The sequence below is a fragment of the Orbus sasakiae genome, from assembly GCF_039542345.1.
GTDB lineage: Bacteria > Pseudomonadota > Gammaproteobacteria > Enterobacterales > Orbaceae > Orbus > Orbus sasakiae.
The window spans coordinates 95,943-109,322 of record NZ_BAABHY010000001.1 but is presented as its reverse complement, the minus strand read 5'-3'; the positions used below and the strand labels follow the sequence as shown (position 1 = coordinate 109,322).

Here is a 13,380-nt window from a genome sequence, read left to right as displayed (position 1 = left end):
ATTAATGTTCGCGGGTTTTTCTAAATGTCACGTCAGGATAGCGTTCTTGCGTTAAATTTAAATTTACCATACTTGGTGCAATATAACTTAAATTGTCACCGCCATCTAATGCTAAGTTAACTTCACATTTACGTTTAAACTCTTCTAATTTTTTAACATCCGAGCATTCAACCCAACGTGCTGTTGTAACGTTAACCGGCTCATAAATTGCTTCAACATTATATTCAGATTTTAAACGTGCGACGACCACATCAAATTGCAGAACCCCTACTGCACCAACAATAAGATCATTATTGATAAGTGGTCTAAATACTTGTACTGCACCTTCTTCGGAAAGCTGAACTAGACCTTTAAGCAACTGTTTTTGTTTAAGAGGATCTTTTAATCGAATGCGACGGAATAATTCTGGTGCGAAGTTAGGAATTCCAGTAAATTTGAGCTCTTCACCTTGAGTGAATGTATCTCCGATTTGAATGGTACCATGATTATGTAAACCAATAATATCCCCCGCGTAAGCCTCTTCAACATGTTCACGATCACCAGCCATAAAAGTTAAAGCATCAGCAATCGTCACATCTTTACCAATACGGACATGACGTAGCTTCATGCCTTTTTCGTACTTACCTGATACAATCCGCATAAATGCAACTCGGTCACGGTGTTTGGGATCCATATTTGCTTGAATTTTAAAGACAAAACCAGTGAATTTTTCTTCTGATGATAAGACGTCACGTTTATCCGTTTTACGAGGCTGTGGTGATGGAGCCCAAGCAGTTAGACCATCGAGCATATGATCAACCCCAAAATTACCTAAGGCTGTTCCAAAAAAGACTGGCGTCAAATCACCAGACAAAAATGCATCCAGATCAAATTCGTTAGAAGCGCCCTGAACAAGCTCAAGTTCATCGCGTAATTGCGCCGCGAGATCTTCACCGACAGCCAGATCTAATTCCGGATTATTGAGTCCTTTAATTATCCGCACATCTTGAATCGTATGCCCTTTACCTGTTTGATAAAGATACGTCTCATCTTTTGCTAAATGATATACCCCTTTGAATAATTTTCCACAACCAATTGGCCAAGTAATGGGTGCGCACATGATATTGAGTTCGCTCTCAACTTCATCAAGTAACTCCATTGGATCTCGAATATCTCGGTCTAGTTTATTCATAAAGGTCAAAATGGGGGTGTTACGTAAGCGTGTTACTTCCATTAACTTACGTGTACGATCTTCTACCCCTTTTGCTGCATCAATGACCATTAAACAGCTATCGACAGCAGTCAAAGTACGGTACGTATCTTCGGAAAAATCCTCATGGCCTGGCGTATCTAATAAATTGACCAAACAATCAGCATAAGGAAATTGCATCACAGATGTCGTGATCGAGATACCACGCTGTTTCTCCATCTCCATCCAGTCTGATTTTGCATGTTGAGCATTCGCACCACGACCTTTAACAGTCCCCGCAGTTTGAATAGCATGCCCAAATAACAATACCTTTTCAGTAATAGTTGTTTTACCTGCATCGGGGTGAGAAATAATAGCAAAAGTGCGGCGCGTTGCCACTTCATCGAGATAGGCTTTTTCTGTCATGATAATAAAATAATAGCTAATTCAAAAAATGATGAGCAATTTTATCAGAAACGAAGTGAAATAGATATGTATGATAATAAGAGATTTTATGCGACTTGCGATGATAATCGATCTTATCAATGGCTATTTAATGCTTCGATTCGCCATAATATTTGCGCATTATTTTGACTGATAGTAATAATATCTTGTGCAGTGCAGTCAAACATTGAACCAAGCTTATCAGCGACGGCTAACATCATTTTAGGCACACCTCGTTGCCCTTCGTATGGCCATGGTCCATCACTTTCCAAACATAAGCAAGTTTTAGGTATATTTTTGACCGCATTTTGATAGTCAGTATTCGTTATGACATCTGGCGAAACAGAAATAAACCATCCTTTATCACTAATTGCCTTCATTAAATCACCACTACCGGCAAACCAGTGAAACAATGCTCGCTCAATATTATATCGGTTTAAACATTCAATTGCTTGCCAAGTTTCATCACCGACACAATGCAAATTGACGGGTAGAACTAATTGGTTAGCTAATTTGATAAATTGTTCAAATAGTATAAGTCCGCGTTTAAAATACTCAATTCGCTGCTGAGCTGGCATGTCAACTAAGCTAAAATAAGGCAGCCCAATTTCACCAATACCAATGATATCTGACTGATGTTGTTTAATTAGCTCTGCAACTCGCGGAAAATCGTGATAATGATCAAGGTGTTCAGGGTGAATCCCCAAACAAATGTCTAATTGTGCAGAGTGCTGTTTTAAAGCAAGCAATTGACAACAGCTTAAATAATCAGATGCGACCCCTACTACATGAAAATCAGCTAATGCGGCATGTTGTTCTTGCTGGGTTAATTGTTCAAAATGACAATGGTGATCAATAATTTTGAGCATGATAATGAATCTATCTTTGATTGGCTATATACGCAAGTGCCGTTTCAACAACATCAATGCCAGCAGCTTTTTTATGCGCATTTTCACTCAAATGACGTCGCCATTGTTTAGCCCCTTTTTGACCATTAAAAATACCCAGTGTATGACGCATAATGTGATTAAGTTGCGCACCAGCTGATAATTCCCGTTCAATATAAGGAAAAAGTTGCTGAATTGCATCAATCGGATCTAGCACTGCGCGGTCTACTGCAAAAATTTGCTGATCTATTTCGGCTAAAAGCATTGGGTTTTGATATGCTTCGCGCCCCACCATCACACCATCAACTTGTTCAAGATGTGTTTTTATTTCATCTATTGTCTTAATACCACCATTAATGGCGATTGTTAAATCTGGATAATCTTTTTTAAGTTGATAGACTCGTGCATAATCAAGTGGCGGAACTTCACGGTTTTCTTTTGGACTTAAACCTGACAACCATGCTTTACGCGCATGTACGATAAAGGTTTGGCAGTAAGGCATAATGGTTTCAATAAACTGACATAAGAATGAGTAACTATCTTGATCATCAATACCGATTCGGGTTTTAACAGTCACGGGAATATTAACCTGATCTTGCATTGCTTGGACGCACTGCGCAACTAATTGAGCATTCCCCATTAAACACGCACCAAACATACCATTTTGAACACGATCAGAAGGGCAACCCACATTTAAATTAATCTCATTATAGCCTCTTTGCTCAGCAAGTTTTGCACATTGAGCAAGTGCATCAGGATCACTCCCCCCTAATTGCAAACTCACGGGTTGCTCATCATCACTAAACGCTAAATAATCACCTTTACCATAAATAATCGCGCCTGTTGTCACCATTTCGGTATAAAGTAAACTATTTTTGGTTAAAATTCGATGAAAATAGCGGCAATGACGATCCGTCCAATCGAGCATAGGTGCAATAGAAAATTTGTTAAGGGTTGATTTCATTGTTATACCAGTATTTATAACGTTTTTTGTTGAATTTTAATAAATATTTTTTTGTTTATTTTATGATGATTTATTTTTACAAATCAATAAACATCAAGATACTTCCTTCCACACAACGGTTAAATAAACAGTTCATTACATAAAAAGTCAAGATGAACTCATTCTACTCAAAGCGGTTTAGTGGTAATATTATGACTTACTCAATACAAAAGACATAGATTTATTTATGCTTAAATATTTTCATATAATTAAATTTTTAATGACGCATGATTTGACTAAACTGAAAGAATTTTGGGAAGCAGACATTATTATTGATAAAAGTTTTAAATGGAGAAGGCTATTACGACGTTTACGTGAAAGAAAGCGAGAAGGTCTGCAAAATTATTTTTTTTGGTGGAGACTGGCAAATGAAATGTTTTTAAATGGAAACATTAGTCAACATTTAACAGCAAAAAGAATTCAGATTGATTTAGTCTCAAAATATAATATAGAGATAGCATTTGGCGCTAGAATTGGTAAAAATTTTATAATAGGTCACTACACTGGCATTGTTATTACTGAGACAACAGATATTGGTGATAATGTTACCATTCGTCAGAATACAACAATTGGAAGAAAAACGGTTTTTGTTGAACATGATTATAGAAATAGATTATGTATAAAAATTGGTAATAATGTCGATATTGGAGCACATACATGCATTATTGGTGATAATCTATCAATTGGTAACAATGTCAAAATCGGTGCAATGTCTTTCATAAACAAAGATATTCCAGATAATTGCACAGTGTATACTGAAAAAACTAATAAAATACAAATAAAATCCCTTTAATTGGGCATTTCTGGTAACTCGATTTTGCCTTCACTTGTTTTTATATGACCAAGTAATATACGATATTTGCTCAATTGTTTGAGCTTATCAACTTTGTCATATTTCGCCATGTCTATGTCTAAAGTATCTTAAAGTTCAGCTTCTCTATTATACTGAATTCTTGTGTCAGTATCTTAAATCAATTACAAACCATCCTATTTATAAAATATTTAGGATCATGATATAGTTACAATACTTGTCAATTTGCAAAAATATAATACTTAAATTTAAATTTTTTAAAGCTATTTCAACAAATTCATAATGATAAAAAAGAATTTCAAATCTTACCAAAAGTAAAATGGTACTTTTTAATGTTTGGTCTTGATAGCTAGTCTGATTTAAAAAAAGAATGTGCAACTTTTCTTGATGAATATTATTTTAAAGATAAAAATCGACATAAATTAGCAATAATCATTCACCAAAAAGCTACGCCAAAGATATTAAAGCGATTAGAAAGATTATCAATTTCTGAATCGACTTCATTCCTTGAAGCCGATGAAATTGCAGCTAAAATCAAAAATCAGTATTCAAATGAAGGTAATTAATAGGTATATTTTGGAGGATTTTATCTTTTAATTACTTTAACAAGATCCCTTACCAGCCCCAAACATCATTAAATATAATCAATGCGTCCAATCGAGCATTGGAGCCACGGAAAACCGATTTAAATTAGATATATTACGCAAATAAAAACCTAGTCACAAAAAAAATTTAGCGTTATTCTAACATAAGATGGGGCAATTGGTTTGAATAGCTTAGGAGAATATATGCTAACAGGAAGCTGTTTATGTAGTGCAGTCCAGTACCAAGTCGCGATGAACGATCATGTTGATAAAATGGTCTTTTGCCACTGTCAGCGCTGCCGTAAATGGAGTGGTTCAGCATTTAATTCAGCGATACCAATAAACAGTGATGCTTTTACACTATTATCAGGTCAAGATAAGCTAAAAATATTTTCAGTTAATGGGGTTAACCGGTTCTTTTGTTCGCAATGTGGTTCTAACTTATTTACTTCACGTGATAGTATGCCACAATTTTACCGTCTACGCGCCGGCACGCTAAATTCAGCTCTTTACCCTAAACAAAAAATACATATATACACTCAATCTAAAGCAAACTGGGATTCCATCTGTGATGGTGGTTTACAATTTGACGAAAATATAACATAACAATGAAACAATCGAATATTATTCATATTGCAGCTGCAATTATTACTAATTATAGTAATGAAATGCTATTAGTGCGTAAGCAAAATTCGCCCTATTTTATGCAAGCTGGAGGCAAAATTGAGCCAACTGAGAGCCCGATTCATGCATTAGTACGCGAATTACATGAAGAATTACAATTAGTGATTCCCCCACAACAGCTGCACTACGTTGGTAAATTTAGTGAATCAGCCGCAAATGAAGCCAATCATCGGATCAACGCCCATCTTTTTTCTATGAAATTAGCCAAAATTAGTATAAAGGCGCATGCAGAACTCGCAGAAGTGGGGTGGTACTCAATGGAACAAGCACAACATTTATGCTTAGCACCGCTGACCGAAAAAGTGATTTTGCCAATAGTACAAAAAAATAAACCCGCTCATTAAGCGGGTTATTAACATTGGGTTTACTTTATTTTATTCAGAACCTTCTTGTTCATCCATTTGCTCAAGCGTCTTTGACGTATCAGATGAAGCTTTAATGTCTATCACAATGCCTTTTTTATCAAAAGTGATTGTATACGTTTTTTGGCTGACATAACCATGTTGCGGTAATTCACGGAATACGTAGTACCAAACATCATCACCAAACACCGATGTTAACATTGGCGACCCCATAATATAGACAATTTGTTCCTTAGTTTGACCCACTTTTAGTTGGTCAACTTGTTCTTGGGTCACATAATTACCTTGATTAATGTCTGGTCGGTACACCCAACGATCAACAAACGAACATCCACTGAGTAAAAGGGCAGCAACAACTAATGTAATAATTGAACGATACAAAGGCATTTCACAAAATCCATTCTTACTTATAATGGCATACATTATCGCTGATATTTTCATTAAACGCTACTTGTAATTGAAGAGATAAAAAAGCCGATTATCAATAAATCGGCTTAGCAAGAATTAACCATTTTAATGATCAGTTAAAACACGTGTCCAACTACGCGTCATTAGCTTATCAATTTTAGGCGGCATGACTTGTAATGAAAACAGTTTATCCATTGTTTGTTGTGTCGGATAAATAGCAGGATCATTTTTAATTCTATCATCTAAATAAGGTAAAGAATTTTTAACCGCATTAGCATAAAACACATGATTACTAATATCAGCAATCACTTGCGGATCCATTAAATAATTTAAAAAAGCATATGCTTCATCAACGTTCTCAGCATCTTTGGGGATTGCAAACACATCAAAATACGCAATTGCACCTTCTTTAGGAATATAATATTTAACATTCACCCCATTATTGGCTTCTTTAGCAGCTTCAATCGCTTGCATAATATCACCAGACCAACCTACCGCGACACAAATATCACCATTAGCTAAGTCATTAATAAACTTAGAAGAGTGAAAATAAGTGACCGAAGGTCGCAATTTGCTTAAATGCTCTGTCGCTAATTTATAGTCATCTGGATTTTGACTGTTGGGATCTAAACCTAAATAATTAAGAACAGTTGGAAATATTTCAGTTGGTGCATCCAAAAAGGCAACACCACATTGTGAAAGCTTAGCCAAATTATCTGGATTTAAAACCAAATCCCAACTATCAACAGGCGCATTATCACCTAAAATTTTCTTCACTTTATCGACATTATAACCCACACCAGTTGTCAACCACATATAGGGAATAGCATATTGGTTGTTAGGATCATGCTTTGCCAACATTTTTAATAGATTTTCATCTAAATTCTGATAGTTAGCTAACTTACTTTTATCAAGTGGCATGAAAATACCCGCTTTTGCCTGACGTTCCAAAAAGCTATCAGAAGGAACAACTAAATCAAAGCCAGTATTGCCTGCCATTAATTTACTTTCAAGCACTTCATTAGAATCAAACACGTCATATATGACTTTGATTCCAGTTTGTTTTTCAAAATTCTTTATTGTATCTGGAGCAATATAGGATGACCAATTATAAATATAAAGTTGACGATCTTTAGTGAAACTGACAAATGATATTGAGATTAGGAGCAAAGCAGTGGCTGCTTTTAACCATTTAAACATATTAAACATCCGCACGATCCTCAAAGAGTGCAAATTGAATAACAATCTTATTTAATTTTGAGCAGCATAAACGCTAATAGACATTGACGCGTTCTAATAGCCTAACTCACCTCTTATTAGATAAGACCCAAACTTTGCTGGTAAGACAAAGCACGGTAAGCGCGAGCCAAATAGTTAGGCTATTTGATAAAAGGGAACCACCCTCGCTTTACTCTGCCAAGAATACTGCGATATTTCCCTTTTTACTAGTGTTTTTTCATAAAAAAAACAATTAATTTTAATTTTATAAATCAAATAGATAATTAAACATCTGGGAAATTTTAGCTACAAATGCGAACCCACTTGGCAAAAATGTTTTTTTGACGGATTATATATCATAATTTATTTATTTGATTAATTGAAAAGTATGAGCAGTAATCAAGAAATCCACGCAAAATTTACTAAACAATTACTCTATCCACGTTACTGGTTAACTTGGTTTGGTATTGGTGTTTTATATCTTTTTGTATTACTTCCCTATCCTGTTATTTACCAAATGGGTAAAGGATTAGGACTACTCGCTAGTAAGCTAATTATTAAACGCCAAGAAACTGCCCGTCAAAATCTTAAACTCTGTTTTCCACACCTTTCTGCGTCAGTAAGAGAACAGATGTTACGTGATAATTTTATCTCTACTGGTATGGCGATCTTTGAAACGGGTATGGCATGGTTTTGGTCAGATCAACGTTTAAAAAAGCATACTAAAATTGAAGGCGATAATTACATTAAGCAAGTCCAGCAAACGGGACAAGGTATCTTATTAATTGGTATTCATTTTTTAACATTAGAACTGGGTGCCAGAATACTGGGAATGAGCCACCCCGGTGTTGGCGTTTACCGTCCTAATGATAATCCAGTCATCGATTACATTCAGTTAAAAGGTCGACTAAAATCGAATAAATATATGCTAGATCGTTACAATACAAAAGGAATGATTAGGGCTCTTAAGAAAGGCGAATTAGTCTGGTATGCCCCTGATCATGATTACGGCCCTAAAAACAGTGTTTTTGCCCCCTTTTTTGCTGTTGAAAAAGCAGCAACCACAATTGGTACTACAATTTTAGTCAAACTCGGTCAACCCGCAATTATTCCGTTTACGCCTAAACGAGAAAAGAACGGTGATTACTGCGTATTTGTTACCCCTCCGCTTGAACACTACCCACTTGATAACGAAATTGCGGCAGCCACTTTTATGAATAAAGCAATTGAACTTGAAATCCTAAAGGCTCCAGAGCAATATATGTGGCTACATCGGCGTTTTAAAACTCGGCCGGAAGGCGAAGCTGCGTTATATACAGATAGTGTACAAAACGACTAATATTCTATTGGTCGATACAGTGATAATATGATAAACTTATGCTGTTTTATTCTTTAGCATCTCGTCATGTGATGCTATTTTTTTGTAGTCGTAAGCATGATACGCCTTCGATTGATAGCTTTTTGATAACATTAACTGAGATTTTGTGAATACTGCCCAAGAAATTTATCCTCGCTTCACCAAAGATTTATTACATCCAAAATACTGGTTTACTTGGTTTCTAATTGGACTTTGGTATGTACTACTTTTACTCCCTTATCCAGTCATTCGTTTATTAGGAAAAGGGCTTGGTTTGTTAGCCCCTAAAGTGCTTGGTAAGCGCCAAGAAACGGCCCGTCAAAATTTAAAATTATGTTTTCCTGACATGACAAAAGCACAGCGTGAACAGATGCTACGTGATAATTTTATGGCTATTGGTATGGCAATTTTTGAGACAGGTATGGCTTGGTTTTGGCCTGATCGTCGTCTTAAAAAACATTTTAAAGTGATCGGCGGCGAGCACATCAAGCAAGTACGAGAAACTGGCCAAGGCATCCTCTTAATCGGCGTGCATTTTTTAACATTAGAATTGGGTGGTCGAATGCTGGGAATGAGTCATCCTGGCGTTGGTGTTTATCGTCCTAATAATAACCCAGTTTTTGATTATGTTCAGTTAAAAGGTCGACTAAAATCGAATAAATACATGTTAAGTCGTCATAATACAAAAGGAATGATTCGAGCGTTAAAAAATGGAGAAATTGTTTGGTATGCACCCGATCATGATTATGGTCCTAAAAATAGTGTGTTTGCGCCCTTTTTCGCTGTTGATAGCGCAGCCACAACGGTTGGTACCAAGATTTTAGTTAAATTAGGCAAACCGAAGATCATTCCATTTACTCCCAAGCGTGAAAAAAATGGTCAATATACTGTATTTGTCACCGCACCATTAAAAGACTATCCATTAAATGATGAGATAGCTGCAGCTACCTTTATGAATAAAGCCGTCGAGCATGAAATATTAAAAGCACCAGAACAGTATATGTGGCTACATCGCCGTTTTAAGACTCGCCCTGAAGGTGAACCACCACTTTATTCAAGTGAAGTACAAGGTGATTAAGTCAAGTTAAGTGATTTGATTAAGAATGTGCAATAAGTAGCATTCTAACCCAATAGCCCTTGTTAATTGAACGATGAGTAATCTAACTATTATCGTTTATCTAATAAGTAATGATTAGATTCTATTTAATTAACTTTTTATGCTTAAATTATTTGATATAGATCAAATAATGGCATTTAAATTTGTTTTTCACTTTATTTAATCTAACTAAACTATTATCATTATAAAAATAAGGGATTAATCCCATTAATAAAAATTAAGCAATATAGTTAATGTCATTCTTTTAAGGAGTTCATATGCTATTTAACCGTAGGCAGTTCTTTAAGATCTGTGCGGGTGGTATGGCTGGAACCACAGTTGCAACACTGGGTTTTGCACCGAATGTTGCACTTGCGCAAACTCGTCAATACAAATTATTAAAATCTAAAGAAACGCGTAATAACTGTACTTACTGTTCGGTTGGTTGCGGAATGTTACTTTATAGTCGCGGAGATGGTGCAAAAAATGCAATCTCCTCAATTTTTCACGTTGAAGGCGATCCCGATCACCCTGTAAGCCGTGGTTCACTTTGTCCTAAAGGGGCAGGTGTGCTCGACTATATTAAAAGTGAAAATCGCGTAAAATACCCTGAATATAGAGCGCCTGGCTCTGATAAATGGCAGCGCATTAGTTGGGATGACGCAATTGACCGTATTGCACGTTTGATGAAAGAAGACCGTGATAAAAATCTGGTAACGCAAAATGAGCAAGGTACTACAGTTAATCGTTGGACAACGACTGGTTGGCTCGTCACCTCTGCTGCCAGTAATGAAACCGGTTGGCTAGCATTTAAAGTTGCGCGAGCATTAGGCATGCTTACCCTTGAAACACAAGCACGCGTTTGCCATGGCCCATCAGTATCGAGCCTCGCTGCAACGTTTGGTCGCGGTGCAATGACTAACAACTGGAATGATATTAAAAATGCCAATGTTGTCATCGTGATGGGTGGTAATGCAGCGGAAGCTCACCCAGTCGGTTTCAAATGGGCAATGGAAGCCAAAATAAATAATGGTGCCGAACTGATTGCAATTGATCCCCGTTTTCACCGTACAGCCTCTGTCGCTGACCTTTACGTCCCAATTCGGTCTGGTTCTGATATTACCTTTTTGCTTGGTGTTATCAATTATTTAATCAGTAACAATGAAGTCAATTACGACTATTTGCTAACTCACAGTAATGCTAGTTTAATTGTTAGTGAAGATTACCATTTTGATGACGTTAGTGGATTATTTAGTGGATATGATGAAAAAAACCACAAATATGACCAATCAAGTTGGACTTACGAAACTGATGCTCAAGGCTATGCGTTACGTGATAAAACATTAAAACATCCTCGTTGTGTCTGGAATTTATTGAAACATCATGTTAGCCGTTATACACCAGAGGTAGTCAATAACATTACAGGCTCACCTGTAGAACAATTTTTACATGTCTGTAAATCATTAGCGAGTACTAAAGCAAATAATCGAGCTGCAACCTTTTTATATGCATTAGGTTGGACACAACACAGTTATGGTTCCCAAATTATTCGTACAGCTGCAATGGTGCAACTGTTATTAGGTAATATTGGTGTGATGGGTGGCGGCATTAATGCTCTGCGTGGTCACTCAAATATTCAAGGATTAACTGATGTCGGCTTATTATCAAATCGATTACCCGCATATTTAGATTTACCGAAAGAATCACAAATCACGCTTGAACAATATTTAGCAGAAAAAACGCCAAAACCATTTGGCCCAACTGAAGTCAATTTTTGGGGGAATTACCCTAAATTCTTCGTCAGTTTTATGAAATCAATGTATGGTGATAAAGCGACCAAAGATAACAATTGGGGCTTTGACTGGTTACCAAAATGGGACAAAACATACGACGTATTACAATTTAGTCGAATGATGCGAGATGGACAAGCTAATGGTTTTATTTGTCAAGGCTTCAATCCTTTAGCCGCTTTCCCAGATAAAAATGCAGTACGTGACGGTTTATCAAAATTAAAATTTTTAGTTAGCATTGATCCAATGCCAACTGAAACTGCCGTATTTTGGCAAAATCACGGTGAGTCCAACGATGTTGATCCAAGTACCATTCAAACCGAAGTATTTAGATTACCATCTAACTGTTTCGCAGAAGAAGACGGAACAATCGTTAACTCGTCGCGTTGGTTACAATGGCATTGGGCGGCAGCAAAACCACCTGCTGATGCGATGTACGACCCAGAAATTATTGCTCGTATCTTCTTGCGCATGAAAGAATTATATCAAGAAGAAGGAGGGCCTTGCCAAGAGCCAATGCACAATTTGGCTTGGAATTACAAAATCCCTCATGAGCCATCAGCTGAAGAGTTAGCGAAAGATTATAACGGTTATGCCCTTGCTGACTTAAAAGATGCTAATGGCAATATTACCGTTAAAAAAGGTCAATTACTCAGTGGCTTCAGCCAATTGAAAGATGACGGTTCGACATCCAGTGGTATTTGGATTTTCTGTGGTTGCTGGACGGAACAAGGTAACCAAATGGCCAGACGAGATCCGACCGATCCATCTGGTAAAGGGATCCATGCAGGTTGGGCATGGGCATGGCCAATGAACCGTCGAGTTCTTTATAACCGAGCCTCTGCTGATAGTAATGGTCGAGCATACGATCCAGAAAGATTATTAGTTGAGTGGAATGGTTCTAGTTGGACGGGCAATGACATCCCTGATTTTACTGCCACCCTATCACCAAGTTCAGGAGCCGGTGCTTTTATTATGAATAACGATGGTTTAGGTGGATTATTCTGTTTAAATCGCTTAGTCGATGGCCCATTCCCAGAACATTATGAACCATTTGAAACGCCAATTAGCACTAATCCACTGCACCCGGCTCAAGTTAATAGCCCTGCAGCACGTGTCTTCCCTGAAGATTTTGCTAGATTAGGTAATGCTGAACAGTTTCCATATGTTGGAACGACATATAGTATTACTGAACATTTCCACTTTTGGACCCAACATGCAAAGTTAAATGCAATTATTCAACCAGAACAATTCATTGAAATCAGTGAAAATCTGGCTAGCAAAAAAGGAATTAAAATTGGGGATACAGTAAAAGTCAGTTCTAACCGTGGTTATATTAAAGCCAAAGCGGTTGTGACAAAACGTTTGCCAACACTTACAGTTGACGGTAAAGAGATAGAAACAATTGGCGTACCAATTGTTTGGGGATTCACAGGTCAAACCAAAAAAGGATTTTTAGTCAATGCGCTAACACCGCATTTAGGTGATGCGAACTCGCAAACACCTGAATATAAAACCTTTTTAGTGAATGTCGAAAAAGTTTCTTCTGAAACCTCAGTTGCTTAGTG

At 36.8% G+C, this 13,380-nt stretch carries 11 protein-coding genes; 6 read left to right on the top strand and 5 right to left on the bottom strand.

Features of this window, described 5'->3' with window-relative positions:
* Position 1: 1 nt before the first annotated feature.
* The 3 genes from prfC to dusA all read right to left on the bottom strand — a co-directional run bounded on the left by prfC (position 2) and on the right by dusA (position 3,463).
* On the bottom strand, positions 2 to 1,594 hold the full coding sequence (prfC, locus tag ABEA36_RS00445; RefSeq protein WP_345487584.1) for a peptide chain release factor 3: 1,593 nt from the start codon (positions 1,592 to 1,594) through the stop codon (positions 2 to 4).
* A 116-nt stretch (positions 1,595 to 1,710) separates the two neighbouring features.
* Positions 1,711 to 2,481 (bottom strand): TatD family hydrolase, encoded by a 771-nt coding sequence (locus ABEA36_RS00440; RefSeq protein WP_345487582.1) that lies wholly within the window; start codon positions 2,479 to 2,481, stop codon positions 1,711 to 1,713.
* Between the two features lie 10 nt (positions 2,482 to 2,491).
* Positions 2,492 to 3,463, bottom strand: a complete 972-nt coding sequence (dusA, locus tag ABEA36_RS00435; RefSeq protein ID WP_345487580.1) for a tRNA dihydrouridine(20/20a) synthase DusA — start codon at positions 3,461 to 3,463, stop codon at positions 2,492 to 2,494.
* Positions 3,464 to 3,689: 226 nt separating this feature from the next.
* Here dusA and ABEA36_RS00430 point away from each other — a divergent pair, with 226 nt between their 5' ends.
* From ABEA36_RS00430 to ABEA36_RS00420, 3 genes are all read left to right on the top strand, one after another.
* Positions 3,690 to 4,295 carry a serine acetyltransferase gene (locus ABEA36_RS00430; RefSeq protein ID WP_345487578.1) on the top strand — a complete coding sequence of 202 codons (606 nt, stop codon included), beginning with the start codon at positions 3,690 to 3,692 and terminating at the stop codon, positions 4,293 to 4,295.
* A gap of 806 nt (positions 4,296 to 5,101) precedes the next feature.
* Entirely contained in the window at positions 5,102 to 5,503 is a 402-nt protein-coding gene (locus ABEA36_RS00425) for a GFA family protein (RefSeq protein WP_345487576.1), read from the top strand.
* A 2-nt stretch (positions 5,504 to 5,505) separates the two neighbouring features.
* Positions 5,506 to 5,925, top strand: a complete 420-nt coding sequence (locus ABEA36_RS00420; protein WP_345487574.1) for an NUDIX hydrolase — start codon at positions 5,506 to 5,508, stop codon at positions 5,923 to 5,925.
* Positions 5,926 to 5,955: 30 nt separating this feature from the next.
* Here the strand turns inward: ABEA36_RS00420 and bamE are convergent, their stop codons facing one another.
* Together bamE and ABEA36_RS00410 are read right to left on the bottom strand one after the other, a co-directional pair.
* Positions 5,956 to 6,330 (bottom strand): outer membrane protein assembly factor BamE, encoded by a 375-nt coding sequence (gene bamE / locus ABEA36_RS00415; protein ID WP_345487572.1) that lies wholly within the window; start codon positions 6,328 to 6,330, stop codon positions 5,956 to 5,958.
* A 126-nt stretch (positions 6,331 to 6,456) separates the two neighbouring features.
* Positions 6,457 to 7,560 (bottom strand): extracellular solute-binding protein, encoded by a 1,104-nt coding sequence (locus ABEA36_RS00410; protein WP_345487570.1) that lies wholly within the window; start codon positions 7,558 to 7,560, stop codon positions 6,457 to 6,459.
* Positions 7,561 to 7,957: 397 nt separating this feature from the next.
* On the opposite strand from ABEA36_RS00410, the gene lpxL (ABEA36_RS00405) reads away from it, so the two are divergent.
* The 3 genes from lpxL (ABEA36_RS00405) (at position 7,958) to fdnG (ending at position 13,378) form a co-directional block, all read left to right on the top strand.
* A complete protein-coding gene (gene lpxL, locus ABEA36_RS00405) occupies positions 7,958 to 8,908 on the top strand; it encodes an LpxL/LpxP family Kdo(2)-lipid IV(A) lauroyl/palmitoleoyl acyltransferase (RefSeq protein WP_345487568.1) in 951 nt (316 codons plus the stop codon).
* A 145-nt stretch (positions 8,909 to 9,053) separates the two neighbouring features.
* On the top strand, positions 9,054 to 10,004 hold the full coding sequence (lpxL, locus tag ABEA36_RS00400) for an LpxL/LpxP family Kdo(2)-lipid IV(A) lauroyl/palmitoleoyl acyltransferase (RefSeq protein WP_345487566.1): 951 nt from the start codon (positions 9,054 to 9,056) through the stop codon (positions 10,002 to 10,004).
* A 296-nt stretch (positions 10,005 to 10,300) separates the two neighbouring features.
* A complete protein-coding gene (gene fdnG / locus ABEA36_RS00395; protein WP_345487564.1) occupies positions 10,301 to 13,378 on the top strand; it encodes a formate dehydrogenase-N subunit alpha in 3,078 nt (1,025 codons plus the stop codon).
* The last annotated feature ends 2 nt before the right edge of the window (positions 13,379 to 13,380 follow it).

What these genes read in the sequence shown, in the direction of transcription:
- bamE (WP_345487572.1), bottom strand. Translation starts at nt 6,330, where the DNA reads ATGCCTTTGTATCGTTCAATTATTACATTAGTTGTTGCTGCCCTTTTA.
- ABEA36_RS00420 (WP_345487574.1), top strand. Translation starts at nt 5,506, where the DNA reads ATGAAACAATCGAATATTATTCATATTGCAGCTGCAATTATTACTAAT.
- ABEA36_RS00440 (WP_345487582.1), bottom strand. Translation starts at nt 2,481, where the DNA reads ATGCTCAAAATTATTGATCACCATTGTCATTTTGAACAATTAACCCAG.
- prfC (WP_345487584.1), bottom strand. Translation starts at nt 1,594, where the DNA reads ATGACAGAAAAAGCCTATCTCGATGAAGTGGCAACGCGCCGCACTTTT.
- lpxL (WP_345487568.1), top strand. Translation starts at nt 7,958, where the DNA reads ATGAGCAGTAATCAAGAAATCCACGCAAAATTTACTAAACAATTACTC.
- ABEA36_RS00430 (WP_345487578.1), top strand. Translation starts at nt 3,690, where the DNA reads ATGCTTAAATATTTTCATATAATTAAATTTTTAATGACGCATGATTTG.
- dusA (WP_345487580.1), bottom strand. Translation starts at nt 3,463, where the DNA reads ATGAAATCAACCCTTAACAAATTTTCTATTGCACCTATGCTCGATTGG.
- ABEA36_RS00410 (WP_345487570.1), bottom strand. Translation starts at nt 7,560, where the DNA reads ATGTTTAATATGTTTAAATGGTTAAAAGCAGCCACTGCTTTGCTCCTA.
- ABEA36_RS00425 (WP_345487576.1), top strand. Translation starts at nt 5,102, where the DNA reads ATGCTAACAGGAAGCTGTTTATGTAGTGCAGTCCAGTACCAAGTCGCG.
- fdnG (WP_345487564.1), top strand. Translation starts at nt 10,301, where the DNA reads ATGCTATTTAACCGTAGGCAGTTCTTTAAGATCTGTGCGGGTGGTATG.